General features: G+C 55.0%; 23 protein-coding genes. 11 read left to right on the top strand and 12 right to left on the bottom strand.

Annotated features, from left to right (window positions below):
* The first annotated feature begins 170 nt into the window (after positions 1-170).
* From mreC to tldD, 6 genes are all read left to right on the top strand, one after another.
* Positions 171-1,247 carry a rod shape-determining protein MreC gene (mreC, locus tag J5067_RS13235; protein WP_264643828.1) on the top strand — a complete coding sequence of 359 codons (1,077 nt, stop codon included), beginning with the start codon at positions 171-173 and terminating at the stop codon, positions 1,245-1,247.
* Complete coding sequence (mreD, locus tag J5067_RS13230; protein ID WP_196908447.1) at positions 1,244-1,732, top strand: rod shape-determining protein MreD; 489 nt, start codon at positions 1,244-1,246, stop codon at positions 1,730-1,732. The genes mreC and mreD overlap by 4 nt, the downstream gene beginning before the upstream one ends.
* A gap of 71 nt (positions 1,733-1,803) precedes the next feature.
* Positions 1,804-2,397 carry a nucleoside triphosphate pyrophosphatase gene (locus J5067_RS13225; RefSeq protein ID WP_264643829.1) on the top strand — a complete coding sequence of 198 codons (594 nt, stop codon included), beginning with the start codon at positions 1,804-1,806 and terminating at the stop codon, positions 2,395-2,397.
* Positions 2,387-3,856: a ribonuclease G gene (gene rng / locus J5067_RS13220; RefSeq protein ID WP_264627019.1), complete on the top strand. Its 1,470-nt coding sequence runs from the start codon at positions 2,387-2,389 to the stop codon at positions 3,854-3,856. The genes J5067_RS13225 and rng overlap by 11 nt, the downstream gene beginning before the upstream one ends.
* A gap of 72 nt (positions 3,857-3,928) precedes the next feature.
* Positions 3,929-7,753, top strand: coding sequence for an AsmA2 domain-containing protein YhdP (yhdP, locus tag J5067_RS13215; protein ID WP_264651292.1), 3,825 nt, complete (start codon positions 3,929-3,931; stop codon positions 7,751-7,753).
* Positions 7,754-7,821: 68 nt separating this feature from the next.
* Positions 7,822-9,267, top strand: coding sequence for a metalloprotease TldD (gene tldD / locus J5067_RS13210; RefSeq protein ID WP_264643831.1), 1,446 nt, complete (start codon positions 7,822-7,824; stop codon positions 9,265-9,267).
* Between the two features lie 49 nt (positions 9,268-9,316).
* Here the strand turns inward: tldD and J5067_RS13205 are convergent, their stop codons facing one another.
* Positions 9,317-10,177 carry a hypothetical protein gene (locus tag J5067_RS13205; protein ID WP_264627945.1) on the bottom strand — a complete coding sequence of 287 codons (861 nt, stop codon included), beginning with the start codon at positions 10,175-10,177 and terminating at the stop codon, positions 9,317-9,319.
* A 101-nt stretch (positions 10,178-10,278) separates the two neighbouring features.
* Entirely contained in the window at positions 10,279-11,208 is a 930-nt protein-coding gene (gene aaeR, locus J5067_RS13200) for an HTH-type transcriptional activator AaeR (protein ID WP_264643833.1), read from the bottom strand.
* Between the two features lie 322 nt (positions 11,209-11,530).
* Here aaeR and aaeX point away from each other — a divergent pair, with 322 nt between their 5' ends.
* Genes aaeX through aaeB form a run of 3 tightly spaced genes read left to right on the top strand, consistent with a single transcriptional unit; the run spans position 11,531 to position 14,675 of the window.
* Positions 11,531-11,734 carry a p-hydroxybenzoic acid efflux pump operon protein AaeX gene (gene aaeX, locus J5067_RS13195; protein WP_222159202.1) on the top strand — a complete coding sequence of 68 codons (204 nt, stop codon included), beginning with the start codon at positions 11,531-11,533 and terminating at the stop codon, positions 11,732-11,734.
* A 7-nt stretch (positions 11,735-11,741) separates the two neighbouring features.
* Complete coding sequence (gene aaeA / locus J5067_RS13190) at positions 11,742-12,704, top strand: p-hydroxybenzoic acid efflux pump subunit AaeA (RefSeq protein WP_264643834.1); 963 nt, start codon at positions 11,742-11,744, stop codon at positions 12,702-12,704.
* A 12-nt stretch (positions 12,705-12,716) separates the two neighbouring features.
* Positions 12,717-14,675: a p-hydroxybenzoic acid efflux pump subunit AaeB gene (gene aaeB, locus J5067_RS13185; RefSeq protein WP_264651319.1), complete on the top strand. Its 1,959-nt coding sequence runs from the start codon at positions 12,717-12,719 to the stop codon at positions 14,673-14,675.
* Positions 14,676-14,748: 73 nt separating this feature from the next.
* Here the strand turns inward: aaeB and yjgA are convergent, their stop codons facing one another.
* A complete protein-coding gene (gene yjgA, locus J5067_RS13180) occupies positions 14,749-15,303 on the bottom strand; it encodes a ribosome biogenesis factor YjgA (RefSeq protein WP_264625264.1) in 555 nt (184 codons plus the stop codon).
* A gap of 199 nt (positions 15,304-15,502) precedes the next feature.
* On the opposite strand from yjgA, the gene pmbA reads away from it, so the two are divergent.
* Both pmbA and J5067_RS13170 read left to right on the top strand, forming a co-directional pair.
* Entirely contained in the window at positions 15,503-16,843 is a 1,341-nt protein-coding gene (gene pmbA, locus J5067_RS13175) for a metalloprotease PmbA (RefSeq protein ID WP_264643835.1), read from the top strand.
* A gap of 24 nt (positions 16,844-16,867) precedes the next feature.
* The gene (locus J5067_RS13170; RefSeq protein ID WP_264651291.1) at positions 16,868-17,194 is read left to right on the top strand and encodes a hypothetical protein; all 327 of its coding nucleotides are present in this window, start codon (positions 16,868-16,870) and stop codon (positions 17,192-17,194) included.
* A gap of 42 nt (positions 17,195-17,236) precedes the next feature.
* Here the strand turns inward: J5067_RS13170 and rnk are convergent, their stop codons facing one another.
* The 9 genes from rnk to lptC all read right to left on the bottom strand — a co-directional run bounded on the left by rnk (position 17,237) and on the right by lptC (position 23,387).
* Positions 17,237-17,647, bottom strand: coding sequence for a nucleoside diphosphate kinase regulator (gene rnk / locus J5067_RS13165; RefSeq protein ID WP_264643837.1), 411 nt, complete (start codon positions 17,645-17,647; stop codon positions 17,237-17,239).
* Between the two features lie 288 nt (positions 17,648-17,935).
* On the bottom strand, positions 17,936-18,208 hold the full coding sequence (gene npr / locus J5067_RS13160; protein ID WP_264643838.1) for a PTS phosphocarrier protein NPr: 273 nt from the start codon (positions 18,206-18,208) through the stop codon (positions 17,936-17,938).
* A complete protein-coding gene (gene rapZ / locus J5067_RS13155; protein WP_195314274.1) occupies positions 18,208-19,059 on the bottom strand; it encodes an RNase adapter RapZ in 852 nt (283 codons plus the stop codon). The genes npr and rapZ overlap by 1 nt, the downstream gene beginning before the upstream one ends.
* A gap of 113 nt (positions 19,060-19,172) precedes the next feature.
* Positions 19,173-19,646, bottom strand: coding sequence for a PTS IIA-like nitrogen regulatory protein PtsN (gene ptsN, locus J5067_RS13150; RefSeq protein ID WP_264625263.1), 474 nt, complete (start codon positions 19,644-19,646; stop codon positions 19,173-19,175).
* A gap of 90 nt (positions 19,647-19,736) precedes the next feature.
* Entirely contained in the window at positions 19,737-20,024 is a 288-nt protein-coding gene (gene hpf, locus J5067_RS13145; RefSeq protein ID WP_195314275.1) for a ribosome hibernation promoting factor, read from the bottom strand.
* Between the two features lie 23 nt (positions 20,025-20,047).
* A complete protein-coding gene (rpoN, locus tag J5067_RS13140) occupies positions 20,048-21,481 on the bottom strand; it encodes an RNA polymerase factor sigma-54 (RefSeq protein WP_264643839.1) in 1,434 nt (477 codons plus the stop codon).
* A gap of 51 nt (positions 21,482-21,532) precedes the next feature.
* Positions 21,533-22,258 (bottom strand): LPS export ABC transporter ATP-binding protein, encoded by a 726-nt coding sequence (gene lptB, locus J5067_RS13135; protein WP_195314277.1) that lies wholly within the window; start codon positions 22,256-22,258, stop codon positions 21,533-21,535.
* A 3-nt stretch (positions 22,259-22,261) separates the two neighbouring features.
* A complete protein-coding gene (gene lptA / locus J5067_RS13130) occupies positions 22,262-22,840 on the bottom strand; it encodes a lipopolysaccharide ABC transporter substrate-binding protein LptA (protein ID WP_264651290.1) in 579 nt (192 codons plus the stop codon).
* Positions 22,821-23,387 carry an LPS export ABC transporter periplasmic protein LptC gene (gene lptC / locus J5067_RS13125; protein WP_264643841.1) on the bottom strand — a complete coding sequence of 189 codons (567 nt, stop codon included), beginning with the start codon at positions 23,385-23,387 and terminating at the stop codon, positions 22,821-22,823. The genes lptA and lptC overlap by 20 nt, the downstream gene beginning before the upstream one ends.
* Positions 23,388-23,400: the final 13 nt, after the last annotated feature.

Raw genomic sequence — 23,400 nt, 5'->3', positions numbered from 1 at the left:
TCTGTGGCGAGCCATTTTCACGGGTATCGCCATTAGCGTAATTCCCTACGCCCGACGCCCCTCTGCCCCTGCGTTTCTGCGGGCATGACGGCGGTGAATAATATGAATGGTCTCTTTAGTGTCGAGCGTGTCGGGCGTTCTTTATTCGCGTTGAGGAATACGCAACCTTTATGAAGCCGATTTTTAGCAGGGGACCTTCCCTGCAATTGCGACTTTTTCTTGCCGTCTTCACGGCGATGGCGATCATTATCGCCGATAGCCGCTTGGGGACGTTTCTCAAGATCCGTACCTATATGGATACGGCGGTCAGCCCGTTCTATTTTCTCGCCAACGGGCCGCGTGAAGTATTGGATAATGTCTCTGAATCGCTGGCGACCAAAAATCAGCTAGCGCTGGAAAACCGTGCGTTACGCCAGGAACTGCAACTGCGCAACAGCGATCTGCTGCTGCTCGGCCAACTAAAACAGGAAAATGCGCGTCTGCGCGAACTGTTGGGGTCACCGCTGCGTCAGGATGAGCAGAAGATGGTGACCCAGGTGATTTCCGCAGGCACCGACCCTTATAGCGATCAGGTGGTTATCGATAAAGGGGCGGCGCACGGGGTCTACGAAGGGCAACCGGTTATCAGCGATAAAGGGGTGGTCGGGCAGGTTGTCGCGGTCGGTCAGTTGACCAGCCGTGTGCTGCTGATCTGCGATGTTTCCCATGCGCTGCCGATTCAGGTGCTGCGCAATGATATCCGCGTGATTGCCGCCGGTAATGGCTGCACTGACGATCTGCAACTGGAGCATTTGCCCAACAACACCGATGTTCGCGTCGGCGATGTGCTGGTGACCTCCGGGCTGGGCGGTCGTTTCCCTGAAGGGTATCCGGTGGGCGTCGTCTCCGAAGTGAAGGTGGATACGCAACGCGCCTACACCGTTATCAAGGCGCATCCCACCGCCGGCCTGCAACGTTTACGCTATCTGCTGCTGTTGTGGGGTGTCGACGACGTGTCGGGCAAAGGGTTGCCGCCGCAAGAAGTGCACCGCGTCGCCAATGAACGTTTGATGCAGATGATGCCGCAGGTACTGCCGTCTCCTGATGAAATGGGCCCGCCCGCACCGCCTGCCGCTGCGGCACCCGCCGCGCCGTCGCAGGGCAATGCACAACCGAAGAGTGCCCCTGCGCGCAGCTCGTCTCAAGGTCAGCAACCTCAACGTAATACGCCACCTGCTGCTACGCCAGCACAGGGAGGACGCCAATGAACCGCTATCGCCGTCACGGCAACTGGATCATCTGGTTATCGTTCCTGATTGCCATGGTGCTGCAAATCATGCCGTGGCCGGATCAGTTCTATCACTTCCGGCCCTCGTGGCTCTCACTGTTTCTGATCTATTGGGTGATGGCGCTACCCCATCGGGTTAACGTCGGCACCGGTTTTGTGCTGGGAATGGTGATGGATCTTATTTTAGGGTCCACGCTTGGCGTGCGTGCGCTGGCGCTCAGCATTGTTGCCTATCTGGTGGCGTTCAAATTTCAACTGTTCCGCAATATGGCGCTCTGGCAACAAGCTCTGATTGTCATGGTGCTTTCGCTGGTGATGGATCTGATTGTCTTCTGGGCGGAATTCTTGGTAAGCAATGTGTCATTCCGGCCGGAAAATTTGTGGAACTGTGTGGTCGATGGCGTGTTGTGGCCCTGGCTATTCCTGTTGATGCGCAAAATTCGCCGTCAGTTCACAGTACAATAATCAATAAGGGCGTAGTCCTTAACCGGCGCGCCTACAGTAAAATACGTAGGGTGACTACGTAGTGAGGATATATGACTGCGCTCTATCTGGCCTCGGGTTCACCGCGCCGCCGCGAACTGCTTACGTTGCTGGACATCCCTTTTGAACTGCTGCGGGTTGATGTTATTGAGCAGCGGGCAGCGCATGAAACGGCAGAGGTCTATGTGCGCCGCCTGGCGCAGGATAAAGCGCAGGCAGGGGTTGCTGCCGCACCGCAGGATTTGCCGGTGTTGGGGGCAGATACCATCGTGGTGCTGGAAGGGCAGGTACTGGAAAAACCGCGCGATGAAGCCCATGCTGCACACATCTTATCGATGCTTTCAGGGCGACATCATCAGGTGATGACCGCGGTCACGTTGGCCGATCGCCGCACCCAGTGCAGTGCGCTGGTGGTCACCGACGTGACGTTTCGCGCCCTGACGCCGCAGGATATTGCCCATTACGTTGCCAGCGGTGAGCCGATGGATAAAGCGGGAGCCTACGGCATTCAGGGTAAAGGCGGCTGTTTCGTCAGAGCGATCGCCGGCAGTTACCACGCGGTTGTCGGGTTGCCGCTGGTGGAAACCCATGAATTGTATAATCAGATTATAGCGTTACGAACGGCAGGAGCAGAGAATGACAGCTGAGTTACTGGTCAACGTGACGCCGTCGGAAACGCGCGTTGCCTACATTGACGGCGGAATACTGCAAGAGATCCACATTGAGCGCGAAGCGAAACGCGGTATCGTGGGCAATATCTATAAAGGTCGTGTCAGCCGGGTGTTGCCGGGCATGCAGGCCGCCTTCGTGGATATCGGGCTGGATAAGGCGGCGTTTTTGCACGCGTCAGACATCATGCCCCACACCGAATGCGTGGCCGGAGAAGAACAGAAAAATTTCCACGTGCGCGATATCGCTGAACTGGTGCGCCAGGGGCAGGATCTGATGGTGCAGGTGGTGAAAGATCCGCTCGGCACCAAAGGTGCCCGATTGACCACCGATATTACGCTGCCATCGCGCTATCTGGTTTTCATGCCCGGCGCGGCCCACGTTGGCGTTTCACAGCGTATTGAAAGTGAAGTGGAACGCGAACGCCTAAAGAAAATCGTCAGCGAATACTGCGACGAGCAGGGCGGGTTTATTATCCGCACGGCGGCGGAAGGGATCGGGGAAGATGAGCTTTCTTCCGACGCCGCGTTTCTTAAACGCCTGTGGACCAAAGTCAGCGAGCGTAAAAAACGTAACCAGACCAAATGCAAGCTGTACGGTGAAGTGGCGTTGGCGCAGCGTATTCTGCGCGATTTTGCCGGTGCGGCGTTGGACCGCATCCGCATCGACTCCCGCCTGACCTATGACGCGCTGCTGGAGTTCACCACTGACTATATTCCGGAAACCACCAATAAGCTGGAGCATTACGCCGGACGCCAGCCCATTTTCGATCTCTATGATGTGGAGAATGAAATTCAGCGCTCGCTGGACCGAAAGGTGGAACTCAAATCCGGCGGCTATCTGATCATCGATCAGACCGAGGCGATGACGACGATAGACATCAATACCGGGGCGTTCGTCGGTCACCGCAATCTGGATGAGACCATCTTTAACACCAATATCGAAGCGACGCAGGCCATCGCCCGCCAACTGCGGCTGCGCAACCTGGGTGGTATCATCATTATCGATTTCATCGACATGAGTAATGAAGACCACCGTCGCCGGGTGCTGCACTCTCTGGAGCAGGCGCTCGCCAAAGATCGGGTTAAAACCAGTATTAACGGTTTCTCTCAACTAGGATTAGTGGAGATGACGCGCAAACGCACCCGTGAGAGCATTGAGCATGTGCTGTGTCATCAATGCCCGACGTGCCATGGTCGCGGCAGAGTGAAAAGCGTCGAGACCGTTTGCTACGAAATCATGCGTGAAATTGTGCGGGTGCATCATGCCTATGACACCGATCGCTTCCTGGTCTACGCATCGCCTGCGGTGGCTGAGGTATTGAAAAGCGAAGAATCCCATGCCCTGGCGGAAGTGGAAATCTTTGTCGGCAAACAGGTCAAGGTGCAGATTGAGCCGTTGTACAGCCAGGAACAGTTTGATGTGGTGATGATGTAATCCCCATGTCGATGGTAAAACAAACAGAATGACTTCCCCGCGTCGCCTGCGACGAAGATCAAGGAGAATAGTGTGAGGCGACTGCCCGGCCTACTGCTGATGACGGGCGCCACGATCGTTGTTGTCGTGGCGCTAATCGTCAGTGGTTTACGATTAGCGATGCCGCAGCTCGATCGTTTTCGGCCGCAAATCATGGCGTGGGTGACGTCGACGACCGGCGTATCGGTTGACGCGCAACGCCTTACTGGCAGTTGGGCCTCCTTTGGGCCAACGCTTTCGATCGATGGCCTGACGAGCGAGTCGCCTGCTGCACGCTGGCAGGCAGAGCGCATCACGCTGGCGCTGGATGTGTGGCAGTCATTGCTGCATGCGCGCTGGCAGTTTCGCGATCTGACGTTCCACCGCATGCACCTGACGCTGGATGCTACGCTGACCGGGCAGCGGGCCGACGGTAGCCTGATCGAAACCGATCGTCTTAGTACGCTGTTCCTTCAGCAGTTCGATCACTTCGATCTGCGCGACAGCCACCTCTCTTTCCTCACGCCTTCTGGCGATCGTGCTGAGCTTGCCATCCCGCAATTGACCTGGTTGAACCGCAACAACCGGCACCGTGCCGAAGGGCAAATCAGCCTGTCGAGCTTTAATGGGCAGCACGGTGTGGTGCAGGTGCGCATGGATTTGCAGGCTATTCAGGGTCATCTGAATGACGGCACGGTGTACCTCCAGGCTGACAATATTGATATGAAGCCCTGGATCAGCCGGTGGCTAAAAAATAATACCGGGCTGGAGAGTGCCAATTTCAATCTGGCGGCCTGGTTGCAGGTGCGTAGCGGAGCGCTGGTTGCCAGCGATGTCTTTTTGGCCCATGGCACGGCAGCCTGGAAAGAGGGCGACAACACCCACCGTCTGAACGTAGATGAGCTGGCGCTGCACGCCACGCGGCAAGGTGAGGGCTGGCAGGTGGCCGTGCCCGTCTTGAATCTGGCTACGGACGGCATCGCCTGGCCGAAGGGAAGTCTGGCGGCGAGCTGGATACCCGCACCGTCGACAGATCAGCAAGATATGCTGCGGGTGCGTGCCAGTGAGCTCAGTCTGGCGCGTTTGCGCGACTTACTTCCGCTGCTGTCCACGGTCACGCCCGAGCTTAAAACACGCTGGGAGGCGCTGCAACCGGAAGGCCTTCTGACACAACTGGCCCTCGATATTCCTTTAAAACAGCCGGAGAAAAGTCGTTTTCAGGCGGCATGGCGCGATCTGCGCTGGAAAGCGTGGCAATGGTTGCCGGGCGGCGAGAAGCTGGCCGGCACGCTGAGTGGCAGCGTTGAACGCGGGCGCGTCACCTTTGCATTGCCGAAAAGCGTGCTGCCCAGCGGCAATCAGTTCCGTGCCCCGTTTGAGATTCAGCAGGCAACCGGCGCTGTCGACTGGAGCAATGCTGCCGACGGCTGGGAAGTATGGAGTAACGGGCTGAATGTGCAGGCGCGGGCGCTACAGGCTCAGGGTGATTTTCAATATCGTCATCCGGTGAGCGGGGAGCCGCGTCTGGATATTCTGGCCGGGATTCGGTTGGCCGATGCCTCTGAAGCCTGGCGTTACTTCCCGGAACCGCTGATGGGCGCGCAGTTGGTCAAGTACCTGACCGGCGCGTTAAAAGGGGGACAGGTCGATAACGCCACGCTGGTTTTTGCCGGTAACCCGTCACATTTCCCCTTTGAGCATAACGAAGGGCAGTTTCAGGTGTGGGTGCCGCTGCGCGCTGCCACCTTTGAATTTGAACCCGGTTGGCCCGCGCTGTCACCGCTGGATATCGATCTCAATTTTGCCAACAACGGCCTGTGGATGTCCGCGCCGTCAACGCAGTTGGGGAACGTCGCTGGCAGAAACATTCTTGCCGCCATCCCTGACTACAGTAAAGAAAAGTTGCTGATTGATGGCGAACTTCAGGGGGATGGGCCCGATGTCGGACACTATTTTGAACAAACGCCGCTCAAGGACAGCGTGGGGAGTGCGTTAAAGCAACTGCAAATTGGCGGGAGCGTCAATGGCACGCTGCACCTCGATATTCCCCTGTCGCATGGCGCGGTGGAGGCCAGTGGTGACATTCAACTCAGTAACAATAGCCTGTATATCAAACCGCTGAACAGCACGCTGAAACAGCTCAACGGGCGCTTCCATTATCGCAATGGCACCCTGAACAGCGATGATATTGCGGCTAACTGGTTAGGGCAGCCCGTCACGTTCAGTTTCAACACCGAAGAGCAGGAAAAGGCCTTTCTGGTGAAGGTGGGACTGAACGGGGAATGGGCACCCGCGCAGTTCCCTGGTCTGCCAAAGTCATTGCAAACCGCACTGTCGGGAACTGCCGCCTGGCGTAGCAATGTGACGGTGAATCTGCCTTATAAAGGCGTTGAGACCTATGAGGTCAGCGTCGATGCTGACCTGAAAAATGTAAGTACTCGCTTACCTGAGCCCTTTAACAAGGCGCAGGGGACGGCGGTGCCGCTCAAGATCGCCGTTAAAGGGGATCTCAAGGGGTTTGCGCTGTCGGGGAACCTGGGAAAATCCGCACAGTTTAACAGCCAGTGGCTGCTGCACGGTGATGCGCTAACGCTCGCGCGTGCGGTGTGGCAACAAGGTGCCCAAACGCTGCCCGCGCTGCCGGAACAGTCTGAACTGGTGTTGGCGCTGCCCGCGCTGGACGCCGAGCGCTGGTTGGCATTACTGCCTGCCCTGCGTGGCGATACCGCCTTGCGCAAAGGGGCACAAAGCAACCTCCATGTGCCGGAAAGCGTGACGCTGCGTACGCCTGCGCTGCAACTGCTCGGTCAGCAGTGGCATGATGTGGTACTCAATAGCCGCAATACGCCGCAGGGCAGTGAAATTCACACTACCGGGCGTGAGATTGATGCTAACTTGACGGTTCCACAAAGCGGCATGTGGCGCGCTGATATTCGCTATCTCTATTACAACCCGCAGTGGAAAGGGGATGAAGCGACCAACCCCGTGGCGCTGGCGGAGAAGAAATCACCGCTTAATGACCCCAGCATCCGCTTTGAAGATTGGCCCGCGTTGCAGCTTGCCTGCCGGGAATGCTGGATTGCCGGGCAGAATCTGGGTCAAATCACGGCGACGCTGCAACCAGAAAAAGATAAGCTGACGCTCAGTGAGGGTGTGATCGATACCGGCAAAGCCAAGCTGACCGCCAGCGGCAGTTGGCAGGAGAATGCAGAGGGGGTTCGCACCGCACTCAAAGGGCGTCTGACGGGCGGCACGCTGGAGCAAAATGCCGACTGGTTTGGTATTGATACGCCGCTGCGCGCAGCAACCTTTGATGTTGACTATGATCTCTATTGGCGCGGTTCGCCGTGGGCACCGCATCTGGCGAGTCTGAGCGGTATTCTGCACACGCGTATTGGCAAGGGCGACATCGTCAATGCGGGCACTGGCCAGGCGGGACGCTTACTGAGGCTGGTGAGCTTTGATGCGCTGTTGCGTAAATTGCAGTTTGATTTTAGCGATACCTTCGGCAAAGGCTTCTATTTTGATTCCATCCGCAGCACGGCCTGGATTAAAGACGGCGTGTTGCACACCGACGATCTGCTGGTGGACGGACTGGAAGCCGATATCGCCATGAAGGGCAGTGTCGATCTGGCTAACCGCCAAATTGCCATGGAAGCGGTGATTGCGCCGGAAATATCAGCCACGGTGGGAGTGGCGACCGCCTTTGTGGTCAACCCGGTGATCGGTGCTGCGGTGTTTGCGGCCAGCAAGGTGCTGGCACCGCTCTGGAACAAAATCTCGCTGATTCGCTACCAGATTCATGGCAGCCTGGATCAGCCTACGATTAAGGAAGTCCTGCGTGAGCCGCAAAAAAGTGCGGCGCAGGAACGGCGTTAATCCGCCTGTATAGTGATGGCTCCGTGCCGTTTATTCATCGGTTTCATGTGAACTAAAGTGGAAAAAATATGAGTCTTTCGTTTGTCAGTGAACAGTTACTCACTGCTAACAACTTGAGCCAGCAAGACCTGTTCTCGGTGTTAGAGGTATTGAATGAACGTCGCCTGGATTATGCCGATCTCTATTTTCAATCCAGTTACCATGAATCCTGGGTGCTGGAAGACCGCATCATTAAAGATGGCTCTTACAATATCGATCAAGGGGTCGGTATTCGTGCGGTAAGCGGGGAAAAAACCGGGTTTGCCTATGCGGACCAGATCACGCTCAATGCGCTGCACCAAAGCGCCCAGGCGGCGCGCAGCATCGTGCGCGAGCAGGGCAATGGCCGCGTTCACACGCTGGGGGAAAACGTTCATCGTGCGCTGTATCCGCAGCTCAACCCGCTGGACAGCCTGAGCCGTGAAGATAAACTGGCCCTGCTGCAACGCGCAGACAGCGTGGCGCGCGCGGCTGACACCCGCGTGCAGGAAGTGAGCGTCAGCCTGACCGGCGTCTACGAACACGTGCTGGTGGCGGCAACCGATGGCACGCTGGCGGCCGATGTGCGCCCTCTGGTGCGTTTATCGATCAGCGTGCTGGTCGAGCAGGACGGCAAACGTGAACGTGGTGCCAGCGGCGGCGGTGCGCGCGTAGGTTACGACTACTTCTGGCAAGTGGTGGACGGTGAAGCTCGGGTGGAAGCCTGGGCGAAAGAAGCGGTACGTATGGCGCTGGTCAACCTGTCCGCCGTTGCTGCGCCTGCGGGCACTATGCCGGTGGTGCTGGGCGCAGGCTGGCCGGGCGTGCTGCTGCATGAAGCCGTCGGGCACGGGTTGGAAGGGGACTTTAACCGCCGCGGCACGTCGGTGTTCAGCGGGCAGATGGGCAAGTTGGTGGCCTCTGAACTCTGTACCGTGGTGGATGACGGTACGCTGGAAGGACGTCGCGGTTCGCTGGCGATGGATGACGAAGGCGTTGCCGGGCAGTACAACGTGCTGATTGAGAACGGCGTGCTGAAAGGCTATATGCAGGACAAACTCAACGCACGTTTGATGGGCGTAGCACCGACCGGCAATGGTCGCCGTGAGTCTTATGCCCATTTGCCGATGCCGCGCATGACCAACACCTACATGTTGGCAGGTAAATCGACGCCGGAAGAGATTATCGCCAGCGTAGAATACGGCTTATACGCGCCTAACTTTGGCGGCGGTCAGGTGGATATCACCTCTGGCAAGTTTGTATTCTCAACCTCCGAGGCCTATCTGATTGAAAACGGCAAAGTCACGACGCCGGTTAAAGGGGCAACCCTGATCGGTTCCGGTATCGAAGCCATGCAGCAGATATCCATGGTGGGTAACGATTTGGCATTGGATAAAGGCGTTGGCGTGTGCGGTAAAGAGGGCCAAAGCCTGCCCGTGGGCGTTGGGCAACCGACGCTGAAACTGGACAGCATGACGGTGGGCGGTACGGCGTAAGCCTGCGCCTGAGTCACCGTCACGCTACGATGAAAATGCATGACGGTGACTACTCAATTCCCGGGTGTGAGACGGTAATGTCAGAAATATTGCAATGTCCGTTTATGTCGATATCAATCCGGGCTTTTGCGTATAAACAGGGATATTTAGATTCAGGACACATTGATTGATAAACCTGGTGTTTTTCAGCGTCAAGGTTATTAATGATATGTATTTCAACGGTGATGTTTCCCTGATTTTTTAAAGAAAGAAACAATTTTTTACTGGGGTCACCGAGCAGTGACATCGCTTTGGCATGCTGATTAATTTGGTTCTTGATATCGATAACGCCAATTTGAGAGAGTGCAATATTTAGCGATTTTTTTTGTTCTTCTGACATTTTATTAATAATCTGTGGCAGCATGTCAACGGTAATGCGTTCATGATGGGTCGAGGTATGACAAAAATACATTTCACTTCTTGGTATGTCTTTTTTTACTTGTTCCAGATGAATGTCTCGTTCGATAAAATATTCTGGAGTGAAGGTCTTGATGTGCTCATTCAGATTGATGCTTTTGCCCGTCGTAGAGATCTCACCCGTAGAAAATAAAGCACCAATAGACAGATTGACGGTAAACGAGGTATCACTTATCGCTGTCGTCGTGTAAGTGAAGGCATCTTTAAACGCGGGTGATACCATGGCTTTTAACTGGTTAAAAGCGTCTATTTTTATAGTTGCATCATCATTGTTGATCAATTCAAATAACGCTTTTTTGGCATTTTCTTTATCGGTTCCACAAAACCAGTCTGCAATCTTACCCCAAAGGCTTTTTATTTCATTGGGATTTTTTGCATTTTTAATACCTTCTATTTCATTAAGTGAAATCGTTCTTGAAAATAGATTTCCTGAAATATTAAATGCTGTTGTCATAAATGCCCCCCTGGTTAAGGAAAGCACACTATAACAGCAAAAAGGTGAAGGCAACCTATACCAGATTGTATATTCAGGTTAATGCCGTAGTGTGAAAATAATTATTTCCCCAGTGTTTCTTCCCTATGGCTTTGATAAATCTGTGCAACATTTTTAAAATACTCCGTCATATAATTGATACACAGTTGCACCTTGAGCGGCAAATTATCCTTGCGGGTATACAACGCATACACCGGGCGCGGATCGGAGTGATAGCGACTGAACAGTATTTCCACTTCACCGCGGGCAATTTCATCGATAATCCACATCAATGGGATATAGGCAATGCCTGCACCGGTTTTGAGCCAACGCACCAACGTCTGCGGATCGTTAGTGGCAAAGCGGCCCTGCGGCGCGATTTTGGTGGAAATGCCCTCCGGGGCGATCAGTTCGAACTCACTGTCGGCGCGCACGGTGTATTCCAACCAGGAGAAACTTTCCACATCGGAAGGTTTTTCCGGGGTGCCATGCTGGGTCAAATAGCGTTTGGCAGCGCACACCACCATCGGCATCGAGCCGAGACGTTTGGCAAACAGGCTGGAGTCCTGCAAGGCGCCCACGCGGATGACAATATCCAACCCGTCCGCAATCAGATCGGGGGCGGGAATGCCGGTGACCAGATTGACCGAGAGCCCTGGGTATTTCAGCAGCATCTCTGCCGTCATGGCCGCCAGCACGTTTTGCGCCATGGTGGAGGAGCTGCCAATGCGCAGCGTACCGATCGGCGTATTATTGAAAGCATAGAGCTGATCGTGCGCTTCGTGCGCCTCATGCAGCATACGACGGCAGCCGTGGTAGTAGATCTTGCCGCCTTCTGTGAGGCCAATGCTGCGCGTGCTGCGATTGAGCAGCTTGATCTGCAACTCCTCTTCCAGCCGGGTCACCGTTTGGCTGACAGCGGAAACGCTCATGTTCAATTGTCGGGCGGCGGCGGTAAACGAGCCACACTGCACTACGCGCGCAAACACCGACATGCTCTTTAGTCTTTCCATTGTTCACTCTGGCTTAAAAGTGATTTAGATCACACATCGTAGATGAAACGATAATAAACATCCATAATACACCGCATTCGAACGAATCGGGCGGGAAGAGTTCCGGTGTGCTTCGTGCTATTTGTTTCCATCAGGTAACAGGTTGCGTTCGCTTCTACTAAACAACCTGCAATCTCTCTTGATCAGTGTAATGCCCTTCATGCCTTTTAGCATTGGTGGCTGAAAGGTCCGTGTCGTCGTTGGTAATGAACCCTCATGCCTGTGTCTACGGCGACACGGTCGGTATCGTTTATTCGTCAATTGAAATGAAAAGGAATAGAGGATGAGTTCACTCCCGGTGATGGTGCTGTTTGGCCTGTCATTCCCGCCCGTATTCTTTGTGTTGCTGGTATCGCTGGCACTGTTTTTTGTGTTGAACCGTGTTCTACAGCCCACCGGCGTTTATGACGTGGTATGGCATCCGGCGCTGTTTAACACCGCTCTGTTTTGTTGCCTGTTTTATCTGATCTTTCGCTTCTCCCTTTGAGGTCAATGTGAAAACCCTTGCTCTAAAATTTCCTGTTGTCTCGCTGATAACCAAAAAGCTGCTGCGTGTGGGTATCACGCTGTGCGTGCTGCTGCTGGCTGCCGTTGCGCTGCTGCGCGTGTGGGCGTTCTATACCGAATCGCCGTGGACGCGAGACGCGAAGTTCAGCGCAGACGTTGTGGCGATCGCGCCTGATGTCAGCGGTCTGTTGACCGAGGTGTTGGTGCATGACAATCAGCAGGTGAAACAGGGGGATGTGCTTTTTGTGGTCGATCCACCCCGTTTTCAGCAAGCGCAAGCGCAAGCACAGGCGGATGTCGACTACTACCTGGCGCTGGTCACTGAAAAACGGCGTGAGTCCGGGCGACGTACGCGCCTTGGTGTGCAGGCTATGTCGCAAGAAGCTATCGATCAGTCCGGCAGCGCGCTGGAAACCGCGCAGCATCAGCTAGCCAAGGCACAAGCGACGCTGGCGCTGGCGAAGCTGGATCTGGAGCGTACCGTGATTCGCGCACCGGCGGACGGTTGGGTCACCAACCTCAACGTGCAGCGCGGTGAATACATTACGCGCGGCGCAACCGCCGTGGCGTTGGTGAAAAAGGGCTCGTTCTATCTGGTGGCCTATATGGAAGAGACCAAGCTGGCGAGCGTTCACGCGGGCGATCGGGTCGAGATAACGCCGCTGGGTAGCGATCGGTTGTTTTACGGTACGGTCGACAGCGTGGCGGCGGCGATCACCAACAGCAGCGCCAACGTAGACAGTAAAGGGCTGGCGACCGTGGATGCCAATCTGGAATGGGTGCGGCTGGCGCAGCGCGTGCCGGTAAGAATCCATCTGGATCAACAGCGAGATCTTCCTTATCCTGCGGGCACCACGGCCACCGTGGTGATCGCGCAGGCCGACGCCCCGCAAAACAAGCAGCCTTCTCCGTTGGTTCGCTTGCTCTATCGGCTGCGTGAGTTTGGCTAAGGCGAACTCATGATGAAAATGCCTGCTTTTCCCCACTGGCGTTTTGCCTGCAAACTCAGCGTTGCCGTCGTGCTGTCGCTGTTTCTCGGTTTCCACTTTCAGTTGGAAACGCCGCGTTGGTCAGTACTCACTGCGGCCATCGTTGCTGCTGGCCCTGCGTTTGCCGCTGGTGGCGATCCCTTTTCCGGGGCGATTCGGCATCGCGGGATATTGCGCATTGTAGGCACCTTTATCGGATGTATCGGTGCGCTGGTGATTATCATCGCCACCATTCGTGCCCCTGTGGTGATGCTGCTGCTGTGCTGCATCTGGGCGGGATTCTGCACCTGGATTTCATCGCTGGTTAAGGTAGAAAACGCCTACGTATGGGGATTGGCGGGCTATACCGCATTGATTATCATCGTCTCTACCCAGAGTGCGCCATTGCTGACGCCACAGTTCGCCGTTGAACGCTGTAGCGAAATTGTTTTGGGCATTGTCTGTGCCATTGTGGCCGATTTGCTGTTCACTCCGCGTTCCATCAAACACCATATCGACAGCAGTCTGGAAGGGCTGCTGGTGGATCACTATCGCCTGCTGCAACTGTGTATCCGTGGCGCAACGCGCGAAGAGCTTGACGTGGCCTGGCATGGGCTGGTGCGTAAAAGCACCGCGTTGGGCGGCATGGGCAACCCGCTGCTGCTGGAATCGGCGCGCTGGCAAAATAGCCACCGGCGCATCAACGCGCTGCTGGCGCAATCCTTTACCCTGATAACTCAGGCGTGTGAGACCTATCTGGTGCTACAGGATAAACCGGAGCCGCTCAGAACCAGCCTGGCATTGCTGATTGATGCGCCGGTAGACTCGATGGCCGATGTGCGTAAGCGGGTAAAACAGCTGCGCCACGCGATTGCTGCTGGTGAGCGCAAGACCGTGCCGCCGACGCTGATTGGCTGGGTGGGAGCCGCAACGCGTTACCTGTTACTGGCAAAAGGGATTCAGACCAACGCTCGTCTGACGCAGATTGAGGGCGAACTACTGCGTGATGAAGTGATGGTGAAAGCGGCTTCCGCTGAGCGCCATCACGCGATGATCAACGGCTGGCGCACTGGCGTGGCGACGGCAGTAGGCTGTTTATTTTGGCTTATCACCGGTTGGACCTCAGGCAGTGCCTGCATGGTGATGATTGCCGTGGTGACGGCGCTGGCGATGCGCCTGCCCAACCCGAAACGCATGGCGGTCGATTTCCTGGTCGGCACGGTCTATGCCTTGCCGTTGGGATCGCTGCTGTTTATGTTTGTGTTGCCCTCCACGCAGCAAAGCATGCTGCTGCTGTGCCTCAGTCTGGGCATTATGGCCTTCATTATCGGCATTGAAGTGCAAAAGCGGCGTATGGGATCGCTGGGGGCGCTGGCCAGCACCATCAATATTCTGGTGTTGGATAACCCGATGACGTTTAATCTCAGCCACTTTCTGGACAGCGCAATTGGGCAGGTTATCGGCTGTTTGCTGGCGTGGCTGGTTATCTTGTTGATTCGCGATAATTCGCGTGCGCGTACCGGACAGACGCTACTTAACCGCTTTGTTTACAGCGCGATATCGGCACTGACCACCAACCCCAGTAAACGGCGTGAGAACCATTTGCCCGCGCTCTATCAGCAGCTCTATCTGCTGCTGACCCTGTTTCCTAACGACATAGCCAAATACCGTCTGGCGCTGTCACTGATCATTCTGCATCAGCGCATGCGGAATCTACCACTGCCGATGGATAGCGAACTGTCGGCGTTTCATCGTCGTCTTCGTCAGGCGGCAGAGCAGGTCAGCGATGCGCGACGAGAGATTTCCCGCCGTCACGCTTTTACTCAGTTGCTGACGTTATTGGATGAGTATCAGGTTGCGCTATGCCAGCGCCAGATAGCGCCGGAGATTGGTGCATCGGTCGGGCGTATCACGGAGATACTGCACCGTTATCAGCATGCGTTGGTGGAGTAACGCCGAGGGCGACTCCACCACGAGGTGATTTACCATAGGGCTATTTACCTTAAGGGTTATCTACCTCAAGGGGCTAGGCCTGATCTTCAGCCAGTTCGCGCAGATACTGGAAAATTTGGCGGTAAGACTTGGGCGGCTTGTTCGCGGCTTTTTCTTTCTGCGCATTGCGCACCAGTGAGCGCAACTGCTGGCGATCGGCGTTCGGGTAGAGCCCAAGGATATCAGGGATGGCATCATCCCCTTCCTCAATCAGCCTGTCGCGCAGTTGTTCCAGTTTGTGAAACAGGGCGACCTGCTGGTTGTGGCGGTTCTTCAACTTATCCAGTGCGATTTGAATCGGCTCTGGATCGCGGGCGCGCAGCATCTTACCGATCAGTTGCACCTGACGGCGGCGACCCTCTTTTTTGATGCGCTGCGCCAGCTCAACCGCAGCACGCAGATCGTCATCCAGCGGGATGCGCTCCAGCGCATTTTTACCGAGCTCAATCAGCTCAACGCCAAGATCTTTCAGCGCTTCTGCATCGCGTTTGATTTCGCTTTTGCTGACCCAGATGATCTCATCGTCTTCATCATCTTCGGCGTGCGGGTCCGGTACGTCGTCCAGCCACTCTTCAGGGTGTTTGTTCATTATCTCTTTCCGTAACAATTCGGGCATGTGACGCGGTTAACGCCATAAAAAAGACGCCGATCCTAACAGGTTTGGGCTTTTTGCGAAATTATCCTGATATCCTGTTAGACTCAAGCATACACCTTTAGGCGCAGAAGAGGGGCAAGGCAGACGCCATTTCCCGGCTTCTGAACGGCTTTTAACTCAGTATGGCAGAACGATGACAATAATCACTCAGGTTGCAGAACAGCGTAAAGCATTGGAGCAGGCAGTTGCACAGGCGTTGGAGCTGGCGCGTGCTGGTTCAGATGCGGCAGAGGTGGCCATTTCAAAAACCACAGGGATCAGCGTCAGTACGCGCTACGGCGAGGTTGAAAATGTGGAATTCAACAGCGATGGCGCGTTGGGGATTACCGTATACCATCAGCAGCGTAAAGGCAGTGCGTCATCGACCGATTTGAGCCCGGCTGCCATTGCACGCACCGTGCAGGCTGCGCTGGATATTGCCCGTTATACCTCGCCCGATCCCTTTTCTGGCCCGGCAGAACAAGAACTGCTGGCGTTTGACGCACCCGATCTCGATCTGTTTCATCCTGCCGCGTTGGATGCGGAAAAAGGCATTGAGCTGGCCGCTCGCGCCGAGCAGGCGGCGCTCAACGTCGATTCGCGCATTACCAATACCGAAGGGGGCAGCTTCAACAGCCACTACGGTATCAAAGTGTTTGGCAACAGCCACGGTATGCTGCAAAGCTATCTGTCGAGCCGCCACTCGATGTCGAGCTGTGTGATTGCCGAAGTGAACGGCGATATGGAGCGCGATTACGCCTACACCGTCGGGCGTGCGCTGGACGATCTGCAAAGCCCTGAATGGGTGGGCGAAGAGTGCGCTCGCCGCACGCTCTCGCGTTTATCACCGCGCAAGCTGCCAACCATGGAAGCACCGGTGATGTTTGCCGCCGAAGTGGCTACCGGGCTGTTCGGCCATTTGGTGGGGGCGATCAGCGGCGGTAACGTGTACCGCAAATCGACCTTCCTGCTCGATAAGCTGGGCCAGCAGATCCTGCCGGACTGGCTGACCATCGAAGAACTGCCGCATCTGCGCAAAGGGCTGGCGTCTACCCCGTTCGACAGTGAAGGGGTTCGTACCTCGCAGCGGGACATCGTTAAAGACGGTGTCTTGCAAACCTGGCTGTTGACCAGCTACGCCGCGCGTAAACTCGGCATGAAGAGCACTGGTCACGCTGGCGGCATTCACAACTGGCGTATTGCGGGCCAGGGGCTAAATTTCCAGCAGATGCTCAAGCAGATGGATAAAGGCCTGCTGGTGACCGAGCTGATGGGACAGGGCGTGAGTGCGGTAACGGGCGATTACTCGCGCGGGGCGTCAGGCTTCTGGGTGGAAAATGGTGAAATTCAGTATCCGGTGAGCGAAATCACCATCGCCGGTAACCTTAAAACCATGCTGCGCGACATGGTGACGCTGGGGGATGATATTGAAACCCGCAGTAATATCCAGTGCGGTTCGGCGCTGCTGCCGAGCATGAAGATCGCCGGGATGTAATCAGGCGTATACGGATACAACGGCATGTCTAGGGAGCAGGGAATGCCCGACAGCGCGTTTGATGGCGATCTCGCACAGCAACTCGCGCAGGATAAAACTGATTTTCGCAAGCGGCTGGCGCTGGTGGCGCATTTGCGTGTCGAGCCGGATCCGCGCAGTCTGGTGATTTTGCACGACATGATGCAGCGGGATTTCGTTTTTGATGTGCGCTGGGCTGCCTGGGAAGCATTGACGGCCAAAGGGGAATCGCCCACCGAACCGCGTAAGAAAGCAGGCCATCTGATGTCACGCATTTGGTGGCAAGGTTTGGGGGATAAACTGACGAACTGGTGGCTGCTGTGGCCGTTTTGACGCAATCATGACTGCCCTGAAATCAGGGCAGTGGGCGCGTGCTTAGCGACGATATTCGCCAGCGGCCTCAGGCTGATAGAGCAATTCCAGTACTTCCACGCGCGTTTCTGTACCGTTATGCAACTGCCAGGTAATGGTATTCCCAACGCGCAGACCCAGCAGGGCTGCGCCGAGCGGCGCCATAACAGAAAGTTGTTCTTTGCTGTCCTGCATGGCGGCAGGATAAACCAGTGTTCGAGTGTGCTCTTCGTTAGTGTTTAAATCGCGAAAGCGTACCCGACTGTTCATAGTGACGACATCTGACGGGATGTCCTCTGAAGGCAAGATCTCAGCACGATCCAGCTCCTCATTTAACGCTTGTGCAATCGGTGTGCCCGCAAACGCGGGTTGTTCCAACAGCCGATCCAGGCGTTCCGCATCCAGTTCGCTAATAGTCAGGTTAGGTTTCGTCATACTCCTCTCCAATAGGTTGGTAAAACACAACTCCCGATAAAACGCATAGCAGTAACAAACAACGTTACGTCATGACAGTAAAATCAAGGTTCATAGGGATATAAACACGTGCTGCATATATGAAAAAACAATATCAAGAGAAAAAGTCTACCGCATTTATAAAGCAACACCCCCGCGCCAGTGACGCGGGGGTGTTGATAAAAATGAGAGATAACTTGTAACGAAGTTATACCATAAGGCAGCGTTATTACCTATGGCATTGTCGATTTTTGGGATTATTGTCGCGTGTTACTCTTCGTCAAACCCGGCTTCGAACAACTCAACCACCGCCGCCAGTGCGGCGGTTTCATCGGTGCCGCTGGCTTCCACTTCAATGTGCTTACCCTGGGCTGAATCCAGCATGATCATGGCGATCACGCTGCTGGCTTCGGCCTCAACGCCGCTTTCATTACGCAGCATCACTTCGGCATCAAAGCTTTGCACCAGTTCAAACAGCTTCATCGCCGGGCGGGCGTGCATACCGAGCTTATTCTTGACGATGACGGTGTGTTTGACGGCCATTATTTGCGTTTTTCCAGCGTGCGGTGGCGGGACTGTACGTTTTTGCCGCGCGAGCGAAAATAGTCTGCCAGTTGCTCAGCCACATAGACGGAACGGTGCTTGCCGCCGGTACAGCCAATAGCCACCGTCAGGTAGCTGCGGTTGTTGGTTTCCAGCATGGGCAGCCACAGTTCCAGATAGCTACGCGTCTGGTAAATAAAGTTGTGCACTTCCGTATGGCGATCGAGGAACGCGGCAACCGGCTTGTCCAGCCCGGTCATCGGACGTAATTTCGGATCCCAGTGGGGGTTAGGCAGGAAGCGCACATCGAACACGTAATCCGCATCGATAGGAATGCCGTGCTTGTAACCAAAGGATTCGAACACCATGGTCAGTTCACGCTCGCGTTTGCCCAGCAGCCGGGTACGCAGCATTTCCGCCAGTTCATGCACTGACATTTCTGAGGTATCGATGATCAGATCGGCGCGAGAACGCAACGGTTCCAGCAAATCGTTCTCTTCATCGATGGCGCTTTCCAGCGAGAGATTTTTGCTGGAAAGGGGGTGCAAACGGCGTGTGTCGCTGTAACGGCGAATCAGAGTGTTGCGATCGGCATCCAGAAACAGCAGTTGCGGCGCAAAACTGGGCGGCAGCTGATCCATGGCGTGCTCGAAGATTTCCGGCGATTCTGGCATATTGCGCACGTCAATGCTGACCGCTGCCGAGATATCGCGTTGTGCCAGCGTGTTTGCCAGTTCCGGCAGCAACACCACGGGCAGGTTGTCCACGCAATAAAACCCCATATCTTCCAGGGCGCGCAGGGCCACAGATTTTCCTGAACCTGAGCGACCACTGACAATCATCAGCACCATCCGACGACTCCCCTCCGGCTATTGCCTTCTTTTGTTACACCCTGACCGAGTGATTCATCTGTGACGCACATCGTAGCGCGAATGTCTGAATGTCGCGCGTTTTCTATCGGGGATTAATCCCCTTCAATCATAATTTGGTACAGCTCTTCGTCACTCTGCGCGGCCCGTAAACGCCGACACACACTTTTGTCAGCCAGGCGTTTGGCGACAAGTGATAGCGTATGTAGATGGGTTTTACATTGTTCTGCGGGAACCAGCAAGGCAAAAAGCAAGTCTACCCCTTGATTATCAATAGCATCAAAGGATATCGGCTGTTCAAGTTGGATAAAGACCCCGGTGGCACCCAAGGCGTTATCATCATCGAGTTTTCCGTGTGGGATCGCGATACCGCCGCCAATACCGGTACTGCCCATTCTCTCACGCGTCAGCAATGCCTCGAAGATCAGCGGCGTCGGCAGGTTTAACTGCCTGGCTGCCAATTCGCTGATGATTTCCAACGCCCGTTTCTTGCTTTGGCAATGAACGGTGCTGCGGGTGCACTCTTGGCGTAATACCGCGCTGAGTTGCAAAATGGGATCGTTATTCATGGTGTTTTCACTTAACGGCCCGCTCATCTCTTCACGCCTCTGACGCTGTGCCAGAGGCGTATTCCCTGCGCCCTGAGGCGGAGATGACGATCAGTGCTGTTTGAGTTTGTCCTTGTGTTTATTTAACTGACGCGCCAGTTTGTCGATCAACAGATCGATGGCGGCATACATGTCTTCAGATTCGGATGTGGCATGCAGTTCACCGCCATTAACGAACAGGGTAGCATCGGCAATCTGCTCCACTTTCTCCACCTTGAGCACCACGTTGATCTGGTTGATGCGATCAAAGTATTGCTCCAGCTTGGCAAATTTTGTGTTAACGAACTCGCGTAATGCGGGTGTGATTTCGATGTGGTGTCCGGTGATATTCAGCTGCATAGCGTCTTCCTTCTCTGTAGAAATCAAACCAACTGCTTACGCTGGTTTGACGGCGGGATGGATAAAGACTCTCGGTACTTTGCCACGGTACGCCGCGCGACAATGATCCCCTGATCGGAGAGCAGCGTAGTCAGCTTGCTGTCGCTCAAGGGTTTGCCGGGGTTTTCCGCCGCGATCAATTTTTTCACCAGCGCCCGAATGGCAGTGGATGATGCCTCACCGCCGCTGTCGGTATTTACATGGCTGGAGAAGAAATATTTTAGTTCGAAAATGCCACGTGGGCTGTGAAGAAATTTCTGGGTTGTGACGCGTGAGATAGTGGATTCATGCATATCCACAGCCTGAGCGATATCCGCCAGCACCATGGGTTTCATAAACTCTTCCCCTTTCTCAAAAAAATCCTGCTGTTGTTCCACAATGCAGCGTGTGACCTTGAGCAGCGTATCGTTGCGGCTCTCCAGGCTTTTTATCAGCCAGCGCGCCTCTTGCAGGTGGCTGCGGATAAACTGGCTGTCACTGTCGTTACGCGCGCTGTGGCCCAGTGCGGCATACTGCTGGTTGACTTGCAGGCGCGGCACGCTGTCGGTATTGAGTTCCACCACCCAGCGATCTTGATGTTTACGCACCAGCACGTCGGGGATCACATACTCCGACTCGCCGGTATTGATCGATTGCCCCGGACGCGGATCGAGTGACTGAATCAACGCCAGCGCCTCTTTCAGCGCATCCTCTTTGATCCGGCTTGCGCGGATCAGTGCACGAAAATCATGGTTGGCCAGAAGGTCGAGGTATTCGTTGACGATAAGCTTGGCTTCCGCCAGCCACGGGGTTTCGGGGGCAAACTGAGACAGTTGGACTTGCAGGCAATCGCGCAAATCACGCGCTGCCACGCCGACCGGGTCAAAACGTTGCACGCGTTTTAACACCGCTTCCACTTCCTCAATCGTCAGGTCATCGTCGCCAATGCTTTCGAGGATGTCTTCCAGCGGAACGGTCAGATAGCCGGTGGTGTCCACCGCATCAACAATCGAGGTAGCGATGGCCGCATCGGTGTCGGAAAACGGCGTCAACTCCACCTGCCACATCAGGTAATCCTGCAACGTTTGCGTGGTTTCACCCTGATAGACCGGCAGTTCTTCATCGCGGTAATCGGTGCCGGTGCCCGAGGGCGTGCCTGCGGAGTAGATTTCATCCCAGGTGGCGTCCAGCGGCAGCTCTTCCGGCATGTCTTTCTGCTCAAGGGCTTCGCATGTGTCTAGTGATTCACTGTCGCTCGTTTCCTGAGCATCGATTTCATCGTGGCTGTCGGTTTGTTCAAGCAACGGGTTGCTTTCCAGCGCTTGTTGGATTTCCTGCTGGAGTTCAAGCGTAGACAACTGAAGCAGACGAATCGCCTGCTGAAGTTGTGGCGTCATGGCCAGTTGTTGACTTAGCCTGAGTTGCAAACCTTGCTTCATAACTCGTGTCACTTTCCCTTAAATGGAACGCCCATTGCAAACGTTACAGTATCAAAGTCGGAAGCCTTCGCCCAGATAGACGCGTTTCACCTGCTCATCCGCCAGGATTTCGCTGGGTGAGCCGTGGGAAATCAGCTGTCCCTGACTGACGATATAGGCGCGTTCGCACACGTCCAACGTTTCACGCACGTTGTGATCGGTAATCAGTACGCCCAGGCCGCTGTCTCGCAGATGCTCAATGATTTTTTTTATGTCGAGCACCGAAATTGGATCGACACCGGCAAACGGTTCATCCAGCAAAATGAATTTGGGATTGGCCGCCAGTGCGCGGGCGATCTCTACGCGACGACGTTCGCCGCCGGACAGTGATTGTCCCAGACTATCGCGTAAATGAATAATATGGAATTCTTCCATTAACTCATTGGCGCGATCGTCCTGCTGCTCCGGCGTCAGGTCTTTGCGAATCTGCAAGACGGCCATCAGGTTGTCATAGACGCTCAAACGGCGAAAAATCGAGGCTTCCTGCGGCAGATAGCCGATACCGCGGCGTGCGCGTTCATGCAACGGCAGCAAGCTTATCTCTTCATCATCAATCACGATCCGCCCGGAATCGCGCTGGACAATGCCGACAACCATATAGAATGTCGTGGTTTTTCCCGCACCATTCGGCCCGAGCAACCCGACGATTTCACCGGAGTTGACCGTTAAACTTACGTTTTCGACCACGCGACGGCCCTTGTAGGCCTTCGCCAGGTTTTCTGCGATTAATGTTGCCATAGGTTATTCAGTTGCCTGTGGTTGCTGCTTGGCTTTTTGAGACGAGGGTGCGGCGGCCTTGCCGTTCTTTTCCTGTAACTGCGAGGGCACCAGCACGGTGGTGACGCGCCCGCCTTTATCGCCCACCGCTTCCATCTGCTGCTGTTTCACCAGATAGGTGATGCGATCGCCTTTCACGTTGCTATCCAGTTGTTCCAGATACGCATTACCCGTCAGTGTGATCTTGTCCTGCGCCAGTTCATAGCGCACTTTCTGTGCACGGCCTTTCACCGGTTTGCCGTTATCTTGCATCTGGAAGAACGTGACCGGATTACCAAAGGCCTCGATCACTTCCTGGCCCTGCGATCCCTGTGGGCGCGTGACCACGACTTTTTCGGCCTTCACGTCGATGGTGCCTTGTTTGACCGTGACATTGCCGGTAAAGGTGACCGTATTGCCCTGCATGTCCAATGACTGCTGCGCGGAATCAATGTGAATCGGCTGACTGGTGTCTCCTGTCACAGCAAGGGCAGGCAGGCTTGCTGCTAACAGGGCGCTGGCAATGGCTGCGTGACGCCAGGCATTATTGGTGTTGAATTTCATAAGAGGTTTTTACCTTTTCAATCAATTCGGCAGTTTTGTTACGCAAATTGCCGCGCATTTTCATCCCATTCGAGAGGAAACTGGCTCCGTACAGTGTCACCTCATCATCGGAGGCGATGTCCTGTGTCACCAGGTTAACTTGCGCATTATCGGTTTTTATCTGCCGTAATTGTGAGTCATTGGTCAGACTGTTGACTTCCACATGCCCGTATAAGAACAACATTTTATCTTTGGTCAGCTTGGCGCGGTCGGCTTGCACCGTCCAGGTGGCGATACCCTGTTCGTTAAACAGCGTAGCGACAGGCGCAGTAAACCAGGTGAGCTGCTCCGCGTTAAAATACTCCACTCTTTGCGCCACCAGTCGATAGTTCAGGCCACCCTGCGGGTTAAACACGCGCGTGGTGGTTTCATCGCTGGTGTAGGTCGGCACCGCATTGTCCTGGGGTTCCGTTTGTGGCGCGCTGTCCTGATCCGTCAGGTTCCAGCCAATCAGAATCAATACAATGAGCGCCAATAGCGCGGTTAGCCAACGCTTCGTCTTATTCATAATAAAAACGTAC

The organism is Candidatus Symbiopectobacterium sp. NZEC151 (assembly GCF_025962655.1).
Lineage (GTDB): Bacteria > Pseudomonadota > Gammaproteobacteria > Enterobacterales > Enterobacteriaceae > Symbiopectobacterium.
Note: the sequence above shows the minus strand (reverse complement) of the source record. Positions and strands in the feature narration are given on the sequence as shown.